The organism is Staphylococcus sp. Ze2 (assembly GCF_048568365.1).
GTDB lineage: Bacteria > Bacillota > Bacilli > Staphylococcales > Staphylococcaceae > Staphylococcus > Staphylococcus xylosus.
In genome coordinates this window covers 1,114,363-1,136,686 of sequence record NZ_CP183486.1, presented here as the reverse complement: position 1 = coordinate 1,136,686, position 22,324 = coordinate 1,114,363, and the positions used below count along the sequence as shown (strand labels likewise).

Genomic DNA, 22,324 nt, shown 5'->3' with positions numbered 1-22,324 from the left:
TTTTTATTTCCTTCCCACTATTTGGGGTCAGTTCATAGTTCATCTAGGGTTTGTTTATATTTGTGGAGTTATTTTCAAATAGGAGTTGATTTTGTTGAATTCAATAAAAACTACACTATTATAATAGTGTTAATATAACACCGGTAGGGGTTAGGGCCGACTCCTGCGGGAAAATCACTAGCCGAAGACTACAGGCTAAGGCAGTACCCGCGGAAAGCGTGCACAAAAACTGCCAACAAAGTCGGAGACTATGTCGACATCCTGAAAGGAAGTCAGACAGTTTTAATGTCTGGCTTCCTTATTGTCTTTAAAATTTATTTATATAAACAGTTAGGCAAAATATATTAAAAACTTTTACTTTAAGAAATGTTCTTTTAAGTACTGTGCTGCACCGTTTTCTTCATTTGTATATGTTGTAACATCCATAGTTAGCTCTTTAATTTCTGGCCTAGCATTTTTCATAGCTACCGTATAATGACCAAAAGCAAACATCGCACGATCATTATCACTATCACCAATGACTAGCGTTTCTTCTTGCTTGATACCAAAATGTTCTATCATTTCTTTAATACCTGTACCCTTATCAATTTGATAAGCCATTGTCTCCGCATTATAACGGGATGAATTAGATACACTAATTTTTAAATCTTGCTGTTCTTCAATCAACTGATTACGGAAGTTTGTTATTTTGTCGTAATTTGGTGAAAATAAATATATTTTTGAAAACGTCGTATCAGGAATTACCGTTGCCCAATCTACTTTGTCTTTGAGTGACGCTTTTCTAGAAGTCCATTCTGAGACACCGACATTACCTGGTGGTGTTTCTGCATCAAATAGTGCAGTCGCCCATGATTGATCTTCTTTAAGTACAATACGATTACCTTCAAACGGAAAAACTTCATAATAAATCTCTTGTTGTTGAGCACGTTTCACAATGTCATTGACAGTAGTAAACGATAAGCTATGAGTATATAATGCTTCATCATTAATCATTCCTAACGTACCGTTTGAACTGATAATACCATCTACTTCAAATGATGACGGAACTAAGTAATGAATTTCATTATGAGCACGTCCAGTAGCCAAAAAGACTTTGTATCCGTTTTCCCTTAATTGATGTATTACTTCGGTCGTTTCCAGATTAACTTGGTTGTCTTTATGTAAAATCGTACCATCCATATCTAAAAATATCGCTTTAACATTTTTCATTTATAAAAGCCCTCCATCACATATTCTCATTTTAAATTATGTCACTATCTAAAGTTTTAAGCAATGTACTAACGCTTTAAAAATAATGAATAACGTTCATTTTGATGTAACACACTCACCCTACGATTAAAAAAATCACTCAATGTATCGCTGTCTAATACACTTTTTATTTCACCTTGTTTATAACACGTACCATCTTTTAATAAAAATCCTTTTTGTATATCTTTTGTAATTTCTTCAACAAAGTGTGTAACATATATAACTGATAATCCAGATTGTCGTTGATATAATTGTTCAAGCGCATCTAACAAATCTTCACGAGCAATAAAATCTAAACCTGAAGCAGGCTCATCTAGAATAAGTAACTTAGGGTTCCCCATCAACGCCCGAGCAATAAGTACTTTTTGGCGTTCACCTGTGGATAAATAACCATAATACTGTGATTCAAATTCACTCATACCCATCTGCGCTAAATAATGACGGGCCATTTCAACATGGTGGGCTTCTACTTCTTTAAAAATACCAATCGATTTAAAGATTCCACTAATTACTACATCACGTACGATTTCCCCACCTTGAAAACGTTCCATTAAACTACTAGACACAAAGCCAATCTGATTGCGCACTTCGTCTGCCGAATACCCAATTTTACCGGGTTGCATACCAAAAAGCGTCAATTCTCCAGATGTATTTGGTTCATAAGCATTTAAGATATTAAGCAATGTCGTTTTCCCTGCACCATTAAGTCCATAAAGCATCCACTTCTCGCCTTCGTTGATACGCCAACTTATATTTTTTATTATTTCTTTCCCCTGTTTTCTACGTGCAATATTTTTTAGATCAATAAGCATATGATATCCCCCTCCGATACATAATTATATATATTAGAATACTAAACGTCGTTTCTAAATATTTTATTCAAAGATTTTCCTTTTGCTAATTCATCGATCATTTTATCTAAATACCTTATTTCCTTCATTATTGAATTTTCCATTTCTTCAATACGAATACCACAAATTACACCTGTTATCTTAGTTCTATTTGGATTTAATTTTGGTGCTTGGCTAATGAAAGTTTCATAATCTGTACCGTCTTTAATTAATTGATTTATTTGTGATGGCGAGTAGCCTGTCATCCAATGAATGACTTCATCCGCTTCTTCTTTTGTTCGACCTTTTTTCTCAACTTTTTTTATTAAATGTGGATATATCGAAGCAAATGACATTGTATAAATTTTAGGCTTTGTCAAAAATCCATCCCTCCTTTAACTTGATACAATCATATACTGCCTTAATTAGAATAATAAAGTCTTAACATGTTTAAAAATATTTTGATTCTAATCATTTTTAAATGATTGCTACTCATATTATGACATCTGATGAAACTTATAATTAAAAAAGGACTTACCACTAGCGATTAAATGCTAATGATAAGTCCTTATATTAATGACAAAGTATAAATTTTGCCACATTTAATTTAGATTGATTTATTCAACTGTAACTGATTTTGCTAAGTTACGTGGTTTATCTACATCTAAGTCTCTGTGCAATGCAGCATAATATGAAATTAACTGTAATGCTACTACTGAAACAAGTGGTGTCAATAATTCATGTACATGAGGGATGACATATGAATCACCATCTTTATTTAATCCATCCATTGAAATAATACATGGATTTGCTCCACGTGCAACGACCTCTTTTACGTTACCGCGAATAGATAAGTTTACTTTTTCTTGTGTAGCTAATGCAATAACAGGAGTGCCTTCTTCAATTAATGCAATTGTTCCGTGTTTTAATTCTCCACCAGCAAAACCTTCTGCTTGGATATATGAAATTTCTTTAAGTTTTAATGCACCTTCTAAACTTACGTTATAGTCCCCTGTACGACCGATAAAGAATGCATTACGTGTAGTTCTTAAGAAATCAGTAGCAATTTGTTCCATAATATCTGCATCATCAACAATTGCTTCGATAGCAGTTGTAACTTTTGCTAATTCACGTAATAAACTTACTTCTACATCTCTACCATGTTCTCTCGCAACGATTTGTGACAAAATAGATAATACTGCAATTTGTGCTGTATAAGCTTTTGTAGACGCTACTGCGATTTCAGGACCAGCGTGTAAGAGTAATGTATGATTAGATTCACGTGATAACGTAGAACCTGGTACGTTAGTAATAGTTAAAGACTTATGTCCTAAACGATTTGTTTCAACCAATACTGCACGACTGTCTGCTGTTTCCCCTGATTGAGAAATATAGATGAATAATGGTTTTTCAGAAAGTAACGGTGTATTATATACAAACTCTGAAGAGACATGTACTTCTGTTGGTACACCAGCCCATTTTTCAATGAACTCTTTACCAACAAGCCCGGCATGATAGCTTGTACCTGCTGCGATTATATAAATACGATCAGCTTCAGCTACATCTTTAATCACTTCTGGATCCATCTTCAAGTTACCATCTTCGTCTTGGTACTCTTGAATGATACGACGCATAACTGCTGGTTGTTCATGAATTTCTTTTAACATATAGTGGTCGTATACGCCTTTTTCCGCATCAGCTGCATCAATTTGTGCTGTATAAGCTTCTCTTTCTTGAACGTTGCCATCTTGGTCTTTAATGATTACTTCATCGCGTTTAACTATAACAATTTCGTGGTCATGAATTTCTTTATAACGATTAGTAGCTTGTAACATTGCAATTGCATCTGACGCAATTACATTGAAACCATCACCAACACCGATTAATAACGGGGATTTGTTTTTAGCAACATAAATTGTATCTCTATCTTCATTATCAATCAGTCCTAAAGCATATGAACCGTCTAATAAAGATACAACTTTTGTAAATGCTTCTTCGCTAGTTAGTCCAGTATTTGAAAAATATTCAACTAATTGTACTATAACTTCTGTATCTGTTTCTGAAATGAAAGTGATGTCACTTAAGTATTCATTTTTTAGCTCTTCATAATTTTCAATTACTCCATTATGAACTAATGTAAAGCGTTCAGTTGCAGACTGATGTGGGTGTGAGTTTTCATGATTTGGTACACCATGTGTTGCCCAGCGTGTATGACCAATTCCCACATTACCGTCAGTTTCTTCGCTATCAGCAACTTTTCTCAATTCTGCAATACGACCCTTTGATTTAAATACTGATGTGCCCTCATCATTAACAATGGCAACACCTGCTGAATCATAACCTCTGTATTCTAATTTTTCTAATCCTTTTAATAATAATTCTTTCGCATTATCTTGACCAATATAGCCGACAATTCCACACATTTAATTTTCCTCCAATGTAATGGCAATGAGATAATTGAACTTCTAGCGCATTTGAACTTGTTCAATACAATTAAAACCATTATAGATAGACTAATCCCTATTTATATCAATAGTATTAGGTCTTCTGATAATAATGGTTATCTCAATTACCTTATAATAATAGTTATTTAATTTTGGCTATCTTATTAACTTTGTGCACTAGGTTGCCCTAATGTTTTCCTTAATAAGTTCACGAATGAGCCACATCCGGGATAGCATCCGCCGATGGTTCGATAACTATCCTCCTCGTCTACAAACTTCGATTAACATACCTATTAAGCTTTCTGTTTTAAAACTTAAATTATTGATACGTAACCTCATCGCTTGTACAGGCGCTATAATTGACTTAAAACTCTAACTTTCCTCCTTCCTCTCAATAACATTAATTGTACAATGTTATTCATCTGTAATGCAAACAATTTATTAACAATATATTTACAAACACAAAAATAAAGTTGGGCATTAGTTAAAAATATCGTGCTTTCTTTAACATCATCGAACCTTCCTCAACATAATTGCGTATTCCTTAAGTACTTGCAATAACCATATTATCTATAAAGTAATCACTTAAGTTCATAACATATTTTATCTTTGTTATATTATTTTTTTGTGTTAATGCAAGTAGTAATAATAATTTCTATATTGTCATAATTGTCAAAGACAGTGTGACAAATTTGAAATTACTTTATATTGTTTAAATCACTACTGCCACCTACAATGAAGTTATAAATAAAAAGAGAAAAAGAGGTGCAGTAATATGTCACAAACAGAGACTAAAGAAAATAATGGGATTGGTCGTAAGGTACAGGCATTCGGATCATTTCTAAGTAGTATGATTATGCCGAACATCGGTGCTTTTATCGCATGGGGCTTCATCGCCGCTATATTTATAGATGGCGGTTGGTGGCCAAATAAAGATTTAAGTCAATTGGCTGGACCTATGATTTCATATTTAATACCATTACTGATTGCTTATAGCGGTGGACGTTTAATACATGAAATGCGTGGGGGTATTATCGCAGCTGTAGCAACAATGGGTGTAATCGTTGCTTTACCAGACACACCAATGTTACTTGGCGCCATGATTATGGGACCACTCGTTGGTTGGTTAATGAAAAAAACTGATGAATTTATTCAGCCAAGAACACCACAAGGATTTGAAATGTTATTTAATAACTTCTCAGCTGGTATTTTAGGTTTCATTATGACAATTGTTGGATTTAAAATATTAGCTCCAATAATGGAATTTATTATGCATATTTTATCTTTGGCTGTAGAAGCTTTAGTGCATGCACATTTACTACCATTAGTAAGTATTATTGTAGAACCTGCTAAAATTGTATTCTTAAATAATGCAATTAATCACGGCGTGTTCACGCCACTTGGTGCAGACCAAGCATCTTCTGCAGGACAATCAATATTATACACAATAGAATCTAATCCTGGACCAGGTTTAGGCATATTAGTTGCTTATATGATTTTCGGAACAGGGACGGCTAAAGCAACATCATACGGTGCTGGTATTATCCACTTCTTAGGCGGAATTCACGAGATTTACTTCCCCTACGTATTAATGCGTCCTTTATTGTTCGTAGCTGTAATTTTAGGTGGAATGACAGGTGTAGCAACATATTCTCTACTTGATTTTGGATTCAAGAGTCCCGCTTCACCAGGATCATTCATCGTTTATATGTTAAATGCGCCTAAGGGGGAATTTTTACACATGGTAATCGGTGTACTACTTGCAGCAATTGTTTCATTTATCGTTGCCGCTATTATTTTAAAATTCACAAAAGAGCCTGAAGAAGATCTAGAAGCTGCTACTGAAAAAATGGAAGCTTCAAAAGGGAAAAAATCAAGTGTATCTTCTAAGTTAAAAGGGAATGAAGATAGTAATGCAACTTCAACAGCAGGTGTTGCTGGTGCAACCACTAGCAATTCCGAGAGTACAGACACACAATCTGAAGAAGATTTACTAGACAATTATGATACTGAAAATGTAGATGCTCATGATTATAGTAAAGTAAATCACGTAATATTCGCTTGTGATGCTGGTATGGGATCAAGCGCTATGGGAGCAAGCATGCTACGCAATAAATTTAAAAAAGCTGATATACAAGGCGTAGATGTAACAAATACTGCGATTAATCAATTACCAGGCGATGCACAACTCGTTATTACACAGAAGAAACTTACTGATAGAGCGATTAAACAAGTACCAAATGCAATTCATATCTCAGTTGATAATTTCTTAAATTCACCTAGATATGATGAATTACTTGAAAATCTTAAATAATTAAACAATCACTATATAGAACGATACTGGAGGGTATGGCTATGTTTTTGAGTACACGTGAAAAAGAAATTATCGAAATGTTAATTAAATATCACGGTCAATATGTCACTATTTACGACATTGCTCAACATCTAGCTGTATCCTCTCGTACTATTCATAGGGAATTAAAATCTATTGAATCATTTTTATCAACATTTGATATCGATCTTGAAAGAGTTACCAAAAAAGGCATACAGCTGAAAACGACGGAGATGGCGTTAAATTCACTAAAACATGCATTATTACATGAAAATACCATAGATTTATCACAAGAAGAGCAAAAAGTAATCATTTTATATGCATTGATTCAAACAAATACTCCTATTAAACAATACGTTTTAGCACAAGAAATCGGAGTTTCTAATCAAACAATGACAAAGCTTTTAGACGATTTAGAAACAGAACTTGATCAATACCAATTAACGCTACAAAAAAAGCGTGGCGAAGGTATTCAATTACATGGTGCAGAATCAAAAAAACGTGAACTATTAAGCCAATTGATGGTCAATAATCTAAACAGTACTAGTGTCTATTCAGTTATTGAAAATCATTTTGTATATCAATCTATTAACCAGTCTCAATTGGCAATGGTTGACATGGACAAAATATTTCAAATTGAACGTATTTTAATGGATCACTTAGGACAACTTCCCTACTCTTTAACAGAATCAAGTTATTTAACCTTAACTGTACACATTGTCTTAAGTATTGAACGAATGCTTAATAATCAATATGTAGCTTTAAATGACGATATTTATAACAGCGTTAAGGATTCTTTTGAACACGAGGTAGCTCAAGCACTTGCCTTACATCTCGAACATATTTATGGTGTTCAGTTTAACCAAGCTGAAGTGACTTTTATCACGATACACCTTAGAGGTGCGAAACGTAAAGAATCTGCCCAAGTATTTAAAGATAGTAAGGATGAATCAAAGATCGAGAAATTTATTCATTCGGTTTCACACTTTTCTCAACAATCGTTTAAAGATTTTAAAACGCTTAGCGAAGGATTAAAATTGCATATCATTCCAGCAATTAACCGTTTAAACGCTAATATTGAAACTTATAATCCATTAACGGAAATGATTCAACATAAGTACCCACGACTATTTGAAAGTGTTCATCGTGCATTACTACAAACATGGCCAAATTTTAATTTTCCAGATAGTGAAATTGCATTTATTGTACTTCATTTTGGTGGTGCTTTACAAAATCAAAATAGCGCCTTTTACAATGTACTCGTAGTATGTAGTAGTGGGATTGGGACCAGTAGATTACTAGCAACACGGTTACAACAAACATTTAGCGATATACAAAAAACTACTCAAGCATCAGTTGGTGATTTAAATGATATTGATGCAACACAATTTGATGCTATTATTTCCACTGTAGATTTAGATATCGCCTTACCATATATCACTGTGAATCCTTTACTGCCCGACGCAGATGTAAATCACGTATCAGCTTTTTTAAACACACATCACAAACAACCAAAGATTCAAACATATGAAACGAATAATAGTAACATTTTAAATCCTGAAGAAAAATTAACATACATCAGAAAAGGACTAGAAATAATTGATTCTGTAAATGTAGATTATACTTCAGTTACGAACTGGACAACTTATTTAACCAACACATTATTGGAACATCAAATTATCACGGAAGGCCAGTCATTCGCTGAACTGATTAAGCAACACATGGATCATCAAGGGTTTGTCTTAGCCCCTTATCCAATCGCAATCCCTCATTTAAAAAGTGAGATTATAAAGAAACCTTTTATATTAATAACCATTTTAAATGAGCCTATTTTGCTTAATAGCAATCAAAATGACAATCTTTCCGTGAGATATTTGTTAAGTATGTTCGTCCCACCTGATGATACAATGGCACAACTTGTAAGTGATATTTCAGGGAAATTAGTCGAACATCTAGATAATATTGATGGATTTATGGAACAACCTGAACAACTTCAAACATTACTTAAGCAAAGTTATCTTATGCAATTACAAAAATTATTGAATATGGAGTGAAATAAAATGAGCGAATTATTTAGCAATGAAAACATTTTTATCAACCAAACAGTTAAAGATCAAAACGAAGCAATTGAAAAGGCAGGCCAAGCTTTAGTATCAAGTGGTGCTGTAACAGAAGCATATATTCAAGCAATGAAAGATCGCGAGCAAGTAGTAACAACATTTATGGGCAACGGCTTAGCTATCCCTCATGGTACTGACGAAGCTAAAACTAGTGTTTTAAAATCAGGTTTAACTTTAATTCAAATACCTGAAGGCGTTGACTGGGACGGCGAAGTTGTTAAAGTTGTCGTAGGTATTGCAGGTAAAGATGGTGAGCATTTAGACTTACTTTCTAAAATAGCTATTACTTTTAGCGAAGAAGAAAACGTAGAACGTATTATTCAAGCTTCATCAGCAGAGGAAATCAAACAAGTCTTTGAGGAGGCTGATGCATAATGAAAGCCTTACACTTTGGTGCTGGAAATATAGGTAGAGGATTTATTGGCTATATTCTTGCTGATAATGGTATAAAAGTAACTTTTGCAGATGTTAATGCTGAAATCATCACTGCATTGGATCAACATCATGAATATGATGTCATTTTAGCTGATGAAGCTAAAACAACAACACGTGTGCATAATGTAGATGCAATCAATTCCAGTTCACCTTCAGAAAGTTTAAAACATGCAGTTTTAGAAGCCGATTTAATTACAACTGCAGTGGGTGTAAACATCTTGCCTATAATCGCGAAATCATTTGCTCCTTATTTAGCAGAAAAAGAAACACCTGTTAATATTGTTGCATGTGAGAATGCAATCATGGCAACCAATACATTAGAAAAAGCAATTTTAGACATTACAGGTCCACTACCTGAACACATTCACTTTGCTAATTCTGCAGTTGATCGTATTGTACCATTACAAACCAATGATAACCTTTTAGATGTTGTCGTTGAACCTTTCTATGAATGGGTAATTGAGAAGGACGCATGGTTTGGTCCAGAACTTAACCATATTAAATATGTAGATAATTTAACTCCTTATATTGAACGTAAGTTACTTACTGTAAACACTGGTCATGCTTACCTTGCTTATGCAGGTAGATATTTTGGTCAGCCTACCGTTCTAGATGCAGTTAACGATGCAGATATTAGACATGATTTAGAACGTGTGCTTAAAGAAACAAGCCAATATATTACCAAACAGTTTGATTTTAACGAAAACGAACAAGCACAATATGTCGAAAAAATTATTGAACGTTTTAAAAATCCAAACTTATCAGATGAAGTTACCCGTGTAGGACGAGGTACAATGCGTAAAATCGGACCACAAGATAGAATCATAAAACCATTAAATTACTTATATCAAAATAATTTAAAACATGATGCATTAGTTAAAACCGCTGCTTTACTATTAAAGTACGATGATACAAATGATCAAGAAACAGTAGAAAAAAATGATTATATTCAAGAACATGGACTTGAAGCATTCTTGAAAGAATTTGCTAAAACAGATGAACAATTAACTCAAGAAATTGTTCAAGCATACAATGTATTATAAATATAAGAAGCGGTTGCTATTAAAATAGCAACCGCTTCTTTACTTAATTGAGTGTATATTAATTTATTTTAAAACAATTAATAATAGTAGCCCAGCACATCTTTTTATATGATGTGCTTGTATAAAATATTTAGGCCTTACTTATACTAAATTATTAACTATTTATCTAATCCCATTTTATCTTGAACTACATCAGCAATTGTATTGGCAAAACGTTGCGCATCTTCATCAGTTGATGCTTCAACCATCACTCTCACTAATGGTTCTGTTCCAGAAGGTCTTACTAAAATACGACCTTCACCATTCATTTCTACTTCTACTTTAGTCATTATTTCTTGAACATCGATATTTTCTTCCACACGATATTTATCTGTTACACGAACATTAACTAATGATTGTGGGTATTTCTTCATTTGACTCGCAAGTTGACTTAAACTTTTACCAGTCATTTTTATAATACTAGCTAATTGAACACCTGTTAATAAACCGTCTCCAGTCGTATTATAATCCATTAAAACAATATGTCCTGACTGTTCGCCACCTAAATTGTAATTACCTCTTCTCATTTCTTCAACAACATAGCGATCTCCAACTTTAGTTTTGTTAGATTGTATACCTTCATTTTCTAAAGCTTTATAGAAACCTAAGTTACTCATTACAGTAGAAACAATCATATTATTATTTAACTCATGATTTTTGCTCATTGCTTGACCAATAATAAACATGATTTGGTCTCCATCGACAATATTACCTTTTTCATCTACTGCAATTAGTCTGTCACCATCACCATCAAACGCTAAACCAAAGTCACATTCTGATTCGACAACTTCTTTAGCTAATGTTTCAGGGTGTGTAGAACCAACATCTTTATTAATATTATAACCATTTGCTTTACAGCCAACTGTCACAGTATCAGCTTCTAAATCACCGAATAAAAATGGTGCTAAAGAAGATGTAGAACCATTTGCACCATCTAATGCAATCTTCATTCCATCTAAGTTCACATCAACAGTTGATTTTAAATAGCTAATGTATTTTTGTGCACCTTCAAAATAATCAGAGCAATGTACAATATCTTCACCAACAGGTCGAGGTAAATCAGGATTTTCTTGATCTAATAATTCTTCTATTTCCTGTTCTTGGTTGTCTGATAATTTAAAGCCATCAGAACCAAAGAATTTAATACCATTATCTGGAACTGGATTATGAGAAGCAGATATCATGACACCTAATTCGGCTTCCATTTCTCGTGTTAAGTATGCTACACCTGGCGTTGAAATAACGCCCAAACGCATGACTTCTGCGCCTATAGAAATTAGTCCTGCAATCAATGCAGATTCTAACATCTCTCCAGAAACACGAGTGTCTCTACCAACTAGTACTTTAGGGTGCTTCTCACCTTTATTATGTGCTAAAACATAGCCGCCATAGCGCCCTAGTTTAAACGCAAGTTCAGGTGTTAATTCTTTATTTGCTACTCCCCTTACGCCATCTGTACCAAAATATTTTGCCATTTTTTATATCTCCTTTATTTATACAAATCTATTTAACTGTAATTTTAGCTGTAGTACCGTTCGGATTAACTTTTGTCACATCTTTAGGTACTTTAAACTTCACATTTTTTTCAGTAGTATCCGAGATATTATCTAAATTTACATTTGCAGTAATTTCATCAATATCTTCTAAGTCATCCTTATTACCATAAATTTCTACTTCTTCATCTTTTAAACTTATATTGTCTAATTCACGACCATTTGATAATGACCCTACTGCTTTTGTTTTTACTTTTACTTTTTTACTATAATCTTCTACCTTAACGCTCAAGTTAACTTCATTAGGTTGAATTGAAACGTCGATTTTATTAAGATTTCTATCAAATGCAGTAATTTTCGCTATATCTGTAGTATTTTTAGCGATTTTACTTTTATTTTTATATGTTGCTTTTAAATATGCTATTTTATCAATTTGGTCTTGACCACCAGTCACTTTAACTGTCTCTGGTGAAACGCTTTGTTCACTAATTTTATAGTCTGAATCTAAGTCATTATTACTTACATCCGGTTCCACTTTTAATGTTTTGCTCACACGTTCTTCAAGATTTACAGTGGCCTCTTTCGGTTTCACACTATAGTCAATGTCTTTATTCAATCCATTAACCTGAAATTGCGTCGTATGCTTTCCTGCTTTTTCGCCACTTAAATCTAAGACTGCTTTAATATTTTCACCATTCTCAGCTTTTAAAACCTGTGATTGAGGACCTGAAATTTCCACGTCAACTTTATCAGGCACTTCGCTAGCGTATAATGATTTATTATTATACTTAACTTGCACGGGTACTTCCTGAATCGTTTCAGTAGACTTTTGACCTAAGTTATCAGCATTGAATATATTGCCAAACATATTGTTAACTGATAGGAAAAACACAAGCGCTAATACGAGAGCGATTAATCTTAAGCCCCATTTACTTTCTAACATATTACTTCACACCTTTCTCATGAAAGTGTGTACCAAACCAATGTTCAGCTAATAATTCTTCAAATGCTTCATTTGAAATATCTTTTCTTAATTTACCGTCAAATGTAACAGAAATAGATCCTGTTTCTTCTGAAACGATAACAGTGAACGCATCTGATACTTCTGATATACCTACTGCAGCTCTATGTCTTGTCCCTAAACTTTTAGCAATTTTAGCGCTATCAGATAAGGGCAAATAACTCGCAGCACTAGCGATCTTATTCTCTTGAATTATCATCGCACCGTCATGTAAAGGCGTGTTTGGTATAAAAACATTTGTTAATAGTTCTTGTGATATTTCTGAATTCATTGCGATGCCTGTTTCAATATAATCTTGTAACCCTGTTTCCTTTTCAAATACAATCAGTGCACCTATACGACGTTTAGCCATATATTGTACTGCTTTTGACACAGAAGATATTAACTTGCCTTCATCACTATTTAAATTCGTTGAATAACGTTTAAATAAGCTACCTCTACCAAGTTGTTCCAAGGCACGACGAATTTCTGGTTGAAATATCACGATTAACGCTAATACCCCCCATTGAATAACTAAATCAAAAAGACGGGATGTAGCTGTTAAGTTCAGTATTTTACTCAATTGTTGACCAATTACTATTACAACAATACCTTTTAATAGTTGAATGGCTTTGGTACCTTTAAAAACTGTAATGAGAAGATAAAGTACATACCATACTATGAGTAAATCGAGTACACTTGCTATTATTTTAACTGTACTCCAGTTATCAAAAAAGCTGGATAATTCCATAACATCTCCTCCGGTTATCTGTTCCCATGTTATATATTATACCAATCATAACACTAACTGTCATATTTAGTATTTAAATTTTTAGCAAAATCAAAAAAGGGAGAGAATCTGAAATCTTATTTTTAAATAAGATTTCATTATCCCGCCCCAATAAAACTAACTGACACTAAAACATGACAAAATACGTTTTGATATAGCCAAACATTCTAATATTACTTCATAACTAATTACTTGGGTCATGTGTCTTTGTCATTAACATAATTTCAAGTGAATTATAGTAGTGTTTCCCCAAAGAAACTACCTACTAAACCTACTGCTTGCTCTGCTGTGTCATTATTATGATCGATTAGTGGATTAACCTCCACTAAATCCATAGAAGTAATGAGATTAGAATTATGTAACAACTCTAATGCAAAATGACTTTCTCTATATGTTAAACCGCCAAGTACTCTAGTACCTGTTCCTGGTGTTTCAACAGGATCTAAGGCATCAACATCTAGTGACAAGTGAATACCATCAGTTTTAGGTTTTAAATAAGCAATTGTTTCTTCAATCACTTGTTTAATACCAAAACGGTCAACTTCAGCCATAGTAAATGTTTTAATATTATGCTCTTTTATGTAGCGTTTTTCACCTTCATCTAAATCTCTCATGCCTATAAGCACAATATTTTCAGGTTTAACTTTTGGTGAATAATCAGAGACATTAACCAAACGATCATCGCCTTCACCCGCAAGTACACGTAACGGCATGCCATGTATATTACCTGAAGGTGATTCTTCAGGTACATTTAAGTCACCATGTGCATCATACCAAATAACACCTAAGTTCTCGTAATGCTTACTAACACCTGATATAGAACCAATTGCAATTGAATGATCTCCCCCTAATACAAGTGGGAAATGGTTATGCTCAATGCTAGTTGATACCGCATCACTTAATATATTTGATGTTTCTATGATTTCCTCTATGTTACGTAAGCCTTCTTGCTCTGAATTAAACTTTTCTAAATCTAATTTAGGTACTGCAATATTCCCAGAATCTTTAACAGATAGTCCTATTGCTTTAATACGTTCTTCAATTCCAGCATATCGAATCGCATCTGGACCAAGGTTTACCCCTAATTTCCTTTGTCCAAATGTTGAAGGTACTCCAATAATTTCTACTGTTTTATTCATTTTTAAAACCCCTTTGTTGTTATATGTTTCTAGAGTAATCTAAAGACATTAACATTTCAAGCGTTGTTAAAATAGCATTTTCTCTTCATTTCAGGCTTTTTACATATAAAATCAATATAGTGATTTATCATTCAAAACAAATCCTTTTAGTATCGGTTTTTATCATTTTATTAAACAGTAAAATGTATAAATTAAAAAACAAACTTTATTCAAAAGCTTTAACTATAAAAGAAGATCGTTATACTTCATACTTATATAATTATAATAACTTTATATAACCTAGATTGAGTAAATAACAAAAGGATTTTTAATTTTATATACAAAAAAAGCACTTCTCTTGTGAGAAGTGCTTACTAGTGAGCCATAGTGGGCTCGAACCACTGACCCTCTGATTAAAAGTCAGATGCTCTACCAACTGAGCTAATGGCTCTAATGGCTGGGCTAGCTGGATTCGAACCAGCGCGTGATGGAGTCAAAGTCCATTGCCTTACCGCTTGGCTATAGCCCATAAATGGTGGAGGGGGGCAGATTCGAACTGCCGAACCCGAAGGAGCGGATTTACAGTCCGCCGCGTTTAGCCACTTCGCTACCCCTCCGTACTATTAAATTAAAATGGTGGAGGATGACGGGTTCGAACCGCCGACCCTCTGCTTGTAAGGCAGATGCTCTCCCAGCTGAGCTAATCCTCCAAATATGTAATGACCCCGACGGGACTCGAACCCGTGTTACCGCCGTGAAAGGGCGGTGTCTTAACCGCTTGACCACGGGGCCATATGGCTCCACAGGTAGGACTCGAACCTACGACCGATCGGTTAACAGCCGATAGCTCTACCACTGAGCTACTGTGGAATAATTCAATTGCCTGGCAACGTCCTACTCTTGCGGAACGTAAGTCCGACTACCATCGGCGCTAAAGAGCTTAACTTCTGTGTTCGGCATGGGAACAGGTGTGACCTCTTTGCCATTGTCACCAGACAATGAAATGTATGAAATTATACATTCAAAACTAGATAGTAAGTAAAATATGATTCAACCAAAACAAAACATTTTAAATTTGATTAAGTCTTCGATCGATTAGTATTCGTCAGCTCCACATATCGCTATGCTTCCACCTCGAACCTATTAACCTCATCATCTTTGAGGGATCTTATAACCGAAGTTGGGAAATCTCATCTTGAGGGGGGCTTCATGCTTAGATGCTTTCAGCACTTATCCCGTCCATACATAGCTACCCAGCGATGCCGTTGGCACGACAACTGGTACACCAGAGGTATGTCCATCCCGGTCCTCTCGTACTAAGGACAGCTCCTCTCAAATTTCCTACGCCCACGACGGATAGGGACCGAACTGTCTCACGACGTTCTGAACCCAGCTCGCGTACCGCTTTAATGGGCGAACAGCCCAACCCTTGGGACCGACTACAGCCCCAGGATGCGATGAGCCGACATCGAGGTGCCAAACCTCCCCGTCGATGTGAACTCTTGGGGGAGATAAGCCTGTTATCCCCGGGGTAGCTTTTATCCGTTGAGCGATGGCCCTTCCATGCGGAACCACCGGATCACTAAGTCCGTCTTTCGACCCTGCTCGACTTGTAAGTCTCGCAGTCAAGCTTCCTTATGCCTTTACACTCTATGAATGATTTCCAACCATTCTGAGGAAACCTTTGAGCGCCTCCGTTACTCTTTAGGAGGCGACCGCCCCAGTCAAACTGCCCATCTGACACTGTCTCCCACCATGATAAATGGTGCGGGTTAGAAATCCAACACAGCGAGGGTAGTATCCCACCAACGCCTCCACGTAAGCTAGCGCTCACGCATCTCAGGCTCCTACCTATCCTGTACAAGCTGTGCCGAATTTCAATATCAGACTACAGTAAAGCTCCACGGGGTCTTTCCGTCCTGTCGCGGGTAACCTGCATCTTCACAGGTACTATGATTTCACCGAGTCTCTCGTTGAGACAGTGCCCAAATCGTTACGCCTTTCGTGCGGGTCGGAACTTACCCGACAAGGAATTTCGCTACCTTAGGACCGTTATAGTTACGGCCGCCGTTTACTGGGGCTTCGATTCGTAGCTTCGCAGAAGCTAACCACTCCTCTTAACCTTCCAGCACCGGGCAGGCGTCAGCCCCTATACATCACCTTACGGTTTAGCAGAGACCTGTGTTTTTGATAAACAGTCGCTTGGGCCTATTCACTGCGGCTCTCCTGGGCGTTAACCCTAAAGAGCACCCCTTCTCCCGAAGTTACGGGGTCATTTTGCCGAGTTCCTTAACGAGAGTTCGCTCGCTCACCTTAGAATTCTCATCTTGACTACCTGTGTCGGTTTGCGGTACGGGCACCACAATTCTAGCTAGAGGCTTTTCTTGGCAGTGTGAAATCAACGACTCGAGGAAACAATTTCCTCTCCCCATCACAGCTTGACCTTAAGAGTGCCGGATTTGCCTAACACTCAGTCTTACTGCTTGGACGTACAATCCAATAGTACGCTTCGCCTATCCTACTGCGTCCCCCCATCGCTTAAAACGAATTATGGTGGTACAGGAATATCAACCTGTTATCCATCGCCTACGCCTATCGGCCTCAGCTTAGGACCCGACTAACCCAGAGCGGACGAGCCTTCCTCTGGAAACCTTAGTCAATCGGTGGACGGGATTCTCACCCGTCTTTCGCTACTCACACCGGCATTCTCACTTCTAAGCGCTCCACATGTCCTTGCGATCATGCTTCAACGCCCTTAGAACGCTCTCCTACCATTGTCCTTACGGACAATCCACAGCTTCGGTAATATGTTTAGCCCCGGTACATTTTCGGCGCAGTGTCACTCGACTAGTGAGCTATTACGCACTCTTTAAATGATGGCTGCTTCTAAGCCAACATCCTAGTTGTCTGGGCAACGCCACATCCTTTTCCACTTAACATATATTTTGGGACCTTAGCTGGTGGTCTGGGCTGTTTCCCTTTCGAACACGGACCTTATCACCCGCGTTCTAACTCCCAAGTTAAATTGATTGGCATTCGGAGTTTGTCTGAATTCGGTAACCCGATAAGGGCCCCTCGTCCAAACAGTGCTCTACCTCCAATAATCATCACTTGAGGCTAGCCCTAAAGCTATTTCGGAGAGAACCAGCTATCTCCAGGTTCGATTGGAATTTCTCCGCTACCCACAACTCATCCGCTCACTTTTCAACGTAAGTCGGTTCGGTCCTCCATTCAGTGTTACCTGAACTTCAACCTGGTCATGGGTAGATCACCTGGTTTCGGGTCTACGACCAAATACTCAACGCCCTATTCAGACTCGCTTTCGCTACGGCTCCACATTCACTGCTTAACCTTGCATCAAATCGTAACTCGCCGGTTCATTCTACAAAAGGCACGCCATCACCCATTAACGGGCTCTGACTACTTGTAAGCACACGGTTTCAAGTTCTATTTCACTCCCCTTCCGGGGTACTTTTCACCTTTCCCTCACGGTACTGGTTCACTATCGGTCACTAGAGAGTATTTAGCCTTGGGAGATGGTCCTCCCGGATTCCGACGGAATTTCTCGTGTTCCGTCGTACTCAGGATCCACTCAAGAGTGAATAAACTTTCGACTACAGGATTATTACCTTCTTTGATTCATCTTTCCAGATGATTCGTCTAGTTTATTCTTTTGTAACTCCGTATAGAGTGTCCTACAACCCCAACAAGCAAGCTCGTTGGTTTGGGCTCTTCCCGTTTCGCTCGCCGCTACTCAGGGAATCGATTTTTCTTTCTCTTCCTGCGGGTACTAAGATGTTTCAGTTCTCCGCGTCTACCTTCAGATATGCTATGTATTCACATATCGATAACATGACATAACTCATGCTGGGTTTCCCCATTCGGAAATCTCTGGATCAAAGCTTACTTACAGCTCCCCAAAGCATATCGTCGTTAGTAACGTCCTTCATCGGCTTCTAGTGCCAAGGCATCCACCGTGCGCCCTTAATAACTTAATCTTTTTTGACTTTCAACACGAACAAGTCGGTTGAAAACCCAAAATGTTATTAATCTGTGAGTGTTCTTTCGAACACTAGCGATTATTTCTTTTTGAATTCAAAGCTTGTTAAAAAACTCTAATTCACTCGGTTTTGCTTGGTAAAATCATAAATTTTACTTACTTATCTAGTTTTCAATGTACAAAACAATGCAATGAATACTCTAATGAGCACTCAAAACTGAATACAATATGTCAATGTTATTCCTATTTCATCTTCGTAAGAAGATGTTTCCGAATATATCCTTAGAAAGGAGGTGATCCAGCCGCACCTTCCGATACGGCTACCTTGTTACGACTTCACCCCAATCATTTGTCCCACCTTCGACGGCTAGCTCCATAAATGGTTACTCCACCGGCTTCGGGTGTTACAAACTCTCGTGGTGTGACGGGCGGTGTGTACAAGACCCGGGAACGTATTCACCGTAGCATGCTGATCTACGATTACTAGCGATTCCAGCTTCATGTAGTCGAGTTGCAGACTACAATCCGAACTGAGAACAACTTTATGGGATTTGCATGACCTCGCGGTTTAGCTGCCCTTTGTATTGTCCATTGTAGCACGTGTGTAGCCCAAATCATAAGGGGCATGATGATTTGACGTCATCCCCACCTTCCTCCGGTTTGTCACCGGCAGTCAACCTAGAGTGCCCAACTTAATGATGGCAACTAAGCTTAAGGGTTGCGCTCGTTGCGGGACTTAACCCAACATCTCACGACACGAGCTGACGACAACCATGCACCACCTGTCACTTTGTCCCCCGAAGGGGAAGGCTCTATCTCTAGAGTTTTCAAAGGATGTCAAGATTTGGTAAGGTTCTTCGCGTTGCTTCGAATTAAACCACATGCTCCACCGCTTGTGCGGGTCCCCGTCAATTCCTTTGAGTTTCAACCTTGCGGTCGTACTCCCCAGGCGGAGTGCTTAATGCGTTAGCTGCAGCACTAAGGGGCGGAAACCCCCTAACACTTAGCACTCATCGTTTACGGCGTGGACTACCAGGGTATCTAATCCTGTTTGATCCCCACGCTTTCGCACATCAGCGTCAGTTACAGACCAGAAAGTCGCCTTCGCCACTGGTGTTCCTCCATATCTCTGCGCATTTCACCGCTACACATGGAATTCCACTTTCCTCTTCTGCACTCAAGTTTCCCAGTTTCCAATGACCCTCCACGGTTGAGCCGTGGGCTTTCACATCAGACTTAAGAAACCGCCTACGCGCGCTTTACGCCCAATAATTCCGGATAACGCTTGCCACCTACGTATTACCGCGGCTGCTGGCACGTAGTTAGCCGTGGCTTTCTGATTAGGTACCGTCAAGAAGTGCACAGTTACTTACACATTTGTTCTTCCCTAATAACAGAGTTTTACGAGCCGAAACCCTTCATCACTCACGCGGCGTTGCTCCGTCAGGCTTTCGCCCATTGCGGAAGATTCCCTACTGCTGCCTCCCGTAGGAGTCTGGACCGTGTCTCAGTTCCAGTGTGGCCGATCACCCTCTCAGGTCGGCTACGTATCGTCGCCTTGGTAAGCCGTTACCTTACCAACTAGCTAATACGGCGCGGGTCCATCTATAAGTGATAGCAAAACCATCTTTCACTTTAGAACCATGCGGTTCTAAATGTTATCCGGTATTAGCTCCGGTTTCCCGAAGTTATCCCAGTCTTATAGGTAGGTTACCCACGTGTTACTCACCCGTCCGCCGCTAACTTCAAAGGAGCAAGCTCCTTATCTGTTCGCTCGACTTGCATGTATTAGGCACGCCGCCAGCGTTCATCCTGAGCCAGGATCAAACTCTCCATAAATGAATTATGATGTTTGATTAGCTCATAAAATACTAATTTGTGTTATCTCTAACACTTGTTTTGAACCAACAATTTAATGTTGCGTTCGGAATTAACGTTGACATATTGCAATTCAGTTTTCAATGTTCATTTCTTCATTTAATTAATAGTTGCTTTACAATGTTAACATTTCATTCGATGTTTTGTCAATAAGAAAATATTATTTTTTAACAATCAATTAACATTACTCTAACAATATTAAATTATTTTTCTTATTAATGCAAGTATATTTTTTACACTTTTTATAATTAATTTAAATAATTTGTTTGCCGTTTTTGACGACTTTTATATGATATCAATTCTATCTAGGAAAGTCAACAACAATTTTAATTTAATTATTTTTGAATTCACATTAGCGAAATCAAATGTTTGTCACAAGAAACAATTCTACCATCATTAAGAAAAAAAGCAATAGAAAAGTGGATAGAAATTAAAATAAATTCTACCCACTAACAAAAATCACTTATTTACTAGTCTTTTCAATAATTTGTTGCGCCATAGATTGGTATATTTCACCAAGTCTATCATCTATTTGATATATAGAAGGTGCAAAGTCTTTAGGGTTCCATGATGGTTGTTCTAATGGAAGTTGCCCTAATAAATCGGTTTGAAGTTCTTCTGCAAGTTTCTCTCCACCACCAGTACCAAATACATATTCCTTATTTCCAGTTTCTTTACTTTGGAAATAAGACATATTTTCAATTACTCCTAAAATAGAATGTTCAGTATGTTTTGCCATTGCTCCAGCTCTTGCAGCAACAAACGCTGCTGTTGGGTGTGGTGTAGTTACAATAATCTCTTTACTAGAAGGTAACATAGTATGAACGTCTAATGCGATATCTCCCGTACCAGGTGGTAAATCTAGAATAAGGTAGTCTAAATCTCCCCATCTTACTTCAACGAAGAAGTTTGTCAGCATTTTGCCAAGCATTGGACCTCTCCATATAACTGGTGCATTTTCTTCAACAAAGAATGCCATAGATATTACTTTAACACCATGACGTTCTACAGGTATAATTTCTTTACCTTGGACACCTGGTTTTTCATCAATACCCATCATATCAGGAACACTGAAACCGTAAATGTCAGCATCTACAAGTCCAACCTTTTTACCTTCTCTTGCTAAAGATACTGCTAAGTTAACTGCTACTGTTGATTTACCAACGCCACCTTTACCTGAGGCAATTGCAATAAATTCAACCGGATTATCTTTTGAAAGTAATCCTTCTATTGTTTGATTTTGTTCTTCCCCTGAACCACGATATTGTTCTACAACATCTGATGGTAATTCTTCAAATCGAATCCCAACTGTATTCGCGCCATTTTCTTTAAGCACTTCTACAATTGCCATTTGTAAGTCTAGTTGTGGTTGGCCACCTAATTGAGCCATTGCTACTTTAACACTTACATGCTCTTTTTCTTCTTTAATACTTACTTCGATAATTCCATCTGTTTCTTTTAATGGTACATCAATTATTGGATCTTTTAATTCTCCAACAAGTTCTTTAACTTGCTCTATCGTTAACACAAAGCGTCCCCCTCTTATTTCGTTAT

General features: G+C 37.0%; 13 protein-coding genes, 6 tRNA genes and 3 rRNA genes. 4 read left to right on the top strand and 18 right to left on the bottom strand.

Annotated features, from left to right (window positions below; genetic code table 11):
* Nucleotides 1-354 precede the first annotated feature (354 nt).
* The 4 genes from ACM591_RS05025 to glmS all read right to left on the bottom strand — a co-directional run bounded on the left by ACM591_RS05025 (nt 355) and on the right by glmS (nt 4,501).
* Nucleotides 355-1,209, bottom strand: coding sequence for an HAD family hydrolase (locus tag ACM591_RS05025; protein WP_326026970.1), 855 nt, complete (start codon nt 1,207-1,209; stop codon nt 355-357).
* 68 nt (nt 1,210-1,277) lie between these two features.
* Complete coding sequence (locus ACM591_RS05020) at nt 1,278-2,060, bottom strand: ABC transporter ATP-binding protein (RefSeq protein WP_326026972.1); 783 nt, start codon at nt 2,058-2,060, stop codon at nt 1,278-1,280.
* 41 nt (nt 2,061-2,101) lie between these two features.
* Nucleotides 2,102-2,458: a DUF2200 domain-containing protein gene (locus ACM591_RS05015; RefSeq protein ID WP_038678932.1), complete on the bottom strand. Its 357-nt coding sequence runs from the start codon at nt 2,456-2,458 to the stop codon at nt 2,102-2,104.
* A gap of 237 nt (nt 2,459-2,695) precedes the next feature.
* On the bottom strand, nt 2,696-4,501 hold the full coding sequence (gene glmS / locus ACM591_RS05010) for a glutamine--fructose-6-phosphate transaminase (isomerizing) (protein ID WP_029378025.1): 1,806 nt from the start codon (nt 4,499-4,501) through the stop codon (nt 2,696-2,698).
* A gap of 796 nt (nt 4,502-5,297) precedes the next feature.
* Between glmS and ACM591_RS05005 the strand changes: the two genes are divergently transcribed.
* From ACM591_RS05005 to ACM591_RS04990, 4 genes are read left to right on the top strand one after another with little or no spacing between them, the layout of a single operon-like run.
* Nucleotides 5,298-6,836 carry a PTS mannitol transporter subunit IICB gene (locus ACM591_RS05005; protein ID WP_038678940.1) on the top strand — a complete coding sequence of 513 codons (1,539 nt, stop codon included), beginning with the start codon at nt 5,298-5,300 and terminating at the stop codon, nt 6,834-6,836.
* Nucleotides 6,837-6,877: 41 nt separating this feature from the next.
* Nucleotides 6,878-8,908 carry a BglG family transcription antiterminator gene (locus ACM591_RS05000; protein WP_029378027.1) on the top strand — a complete coding sequence of 677 codons (2,031 nt, stop codon included), beginning with the start codon at nt 6,878-6,880 and terminating at the stop codon, nt 8,906-8,908.
* A 6-nt stretch (nt 8,909-8,914) separates the two neighbouring features.
* Nucleotides 8,915-9,349 carry a PTS sugar transporter subunit IIA gene (locus tag ACM591_RS04995; protein WP_029378028.1) on the top strand — a complete coding sequence of 145 codons (435 nt, stop codon included), beginning with the start codon at nt 8,915-8,917 and terminating at the stop codon, nt 9,347-9,349.
* Nucleotides 9,349-10,452 (top strand): mannitol-1-phosphate 5-dehydrogenase, encoded by a 1,104-nt coding sequence (locus tag ACM591_RS04990; protein WP_029378029.1) that lies wholly within the window; start codon nt 9,349-9,351, stop codon nt 10,450-10,452. Before ACM591_RS04995 ends, ACM591_RS04990 begins: the two co-directional genes overlap by 1 nt.
* Nucleotides 10,453-10,610: 158 nt before the next feature.
* On the opposite strand, the gene glmM is transcribed toward ACM591_RS04990, so the two are convergent.
* From glmM to ACM591_RS04920, 14 genes are all read right to left on the bottom strand, one after another.
* Nucleotides 10,611-11,966, bottom strand: a complete 1,356-nt coding sequence (glmM, locus tag ACM591_RS04985) for a phosphoglucosamine mutase (protein ID WP_029378030.1) — start codon at nt 11,964-11,966, stop codon at nt 10,611-10,613.
* 28 nt (nt 11,967-11,994) lie between these two features.
* Nucleotides 11,995-12,927: a YbbR-like domain-containing protein gene (locus ACM591_RS04980; RefSeq protein ID WP_029378031.1), complete on the bottom strand. Its 933-nt coding sequence runs from the start codon at nt 12,925-12,927 to the stop codon at nt 11,995-11,997.
* A gap of 1 nt (nt 12,928) precedes the next feature.
* Entirely contained in the window at nt 12,929-13,735 is an 807-nt protein-coding gene (gene cdaA, locus ACM591_RS04975; RefSeq protein WP_029378032.1) for a diadenylate cyclase CdaA, read from the bottom strand.
* Between the two features lie 272 nt (nt 13,736-14,007).
* A complete protein-coding gene (gene rocF / locus ACM591_RS04970) occupies nt 14,008-14,913 on the bottom strand; it encodes an arginase (RefSeq protein ID WP_029378033.1) in 906 nt (301 codons plus the stop codon).
* 357 nt (nt 14,914-15,270) lie between these two features.
* Nucleotides 15,271-15,343, bottom strand: a tRNA-Lys gene (locus tag ACM591_RS04965).
* Nucleotides 15,344-15,346: 3 nt separating this feature from the next.
* Nucleotides 15,347-15,421 (bottom strand) — tRNA-Gln (locus ACM591_RS04960).
* A 4-nt stretch (nt 15,422-15,425) separates the two neighbouring features.
* Nucleotides 15,426-15,509: transfer RNA gene (locus tag ACM591_RS04955), tRNA-Tyr, on the bottom strand.
* 17 nt (nt 15,510-15,526) lie between these two features.
* A tRNA-Val gene (locus ACM591_RS04950) sits at nt 15,527-15,602 on the bottom strand.
* Between the two features lie 10 nt (nt 15,603-15,612).
* Nucleotides 15,613-15,684: transfer RNA gene (locus ACM591_RS04945), tRNA-Glu, on the bottom strand.
* A 3-nt stretch (nt 15,685-15,687) separates the two neighbouring features.
* A tRNA-Asn gene (locus ACM591_RS04940) sits at nt 15,688-15,762 on the bottom strand.
* Between the two features lie 11 nt (nt 15,763-15,773).
* Nucleotides 15,774-15,888: ribosomal RNA gene (rrf, locus tag ACM591_RS04935) — 5S ribosomal RNA — on the bottom strand.
* 79 nt (nt 15,889-15,967) lie between these two features.
* A 23S ribosomal RNA gene (locus ACM591_RS04930) occupies nt 15,968-18,890 on the bottom strand.
* Between the two features lie 288 nt (nt 18,891-19,178).
* Nucleotides 19,179-20,731 (bottom strand): 16S ribosomal RNA (locus tag ACM591_RS04925).
* Together the 16S, 23S and 5S rRNA genes with 6 tRNA genes alongside form the textbook arrangement of a ribosomal RNA operon.
* Nucleotides 20,732-21,233: 502 nt before the next feature.
* Nucleotides 21,234-22,298: a P-loop NTPase gene (locus ACM591_RS04920; protein WP_029378552.1), complete on the bottom strand. Its 1,065-nt coding sequence runs from the start codon at nt 22,296-22,298 to the stop codon at nt 21,234-21,236.
* Nucleotides 22,299-22,324 lie beyond the last annotated feature (26 nt).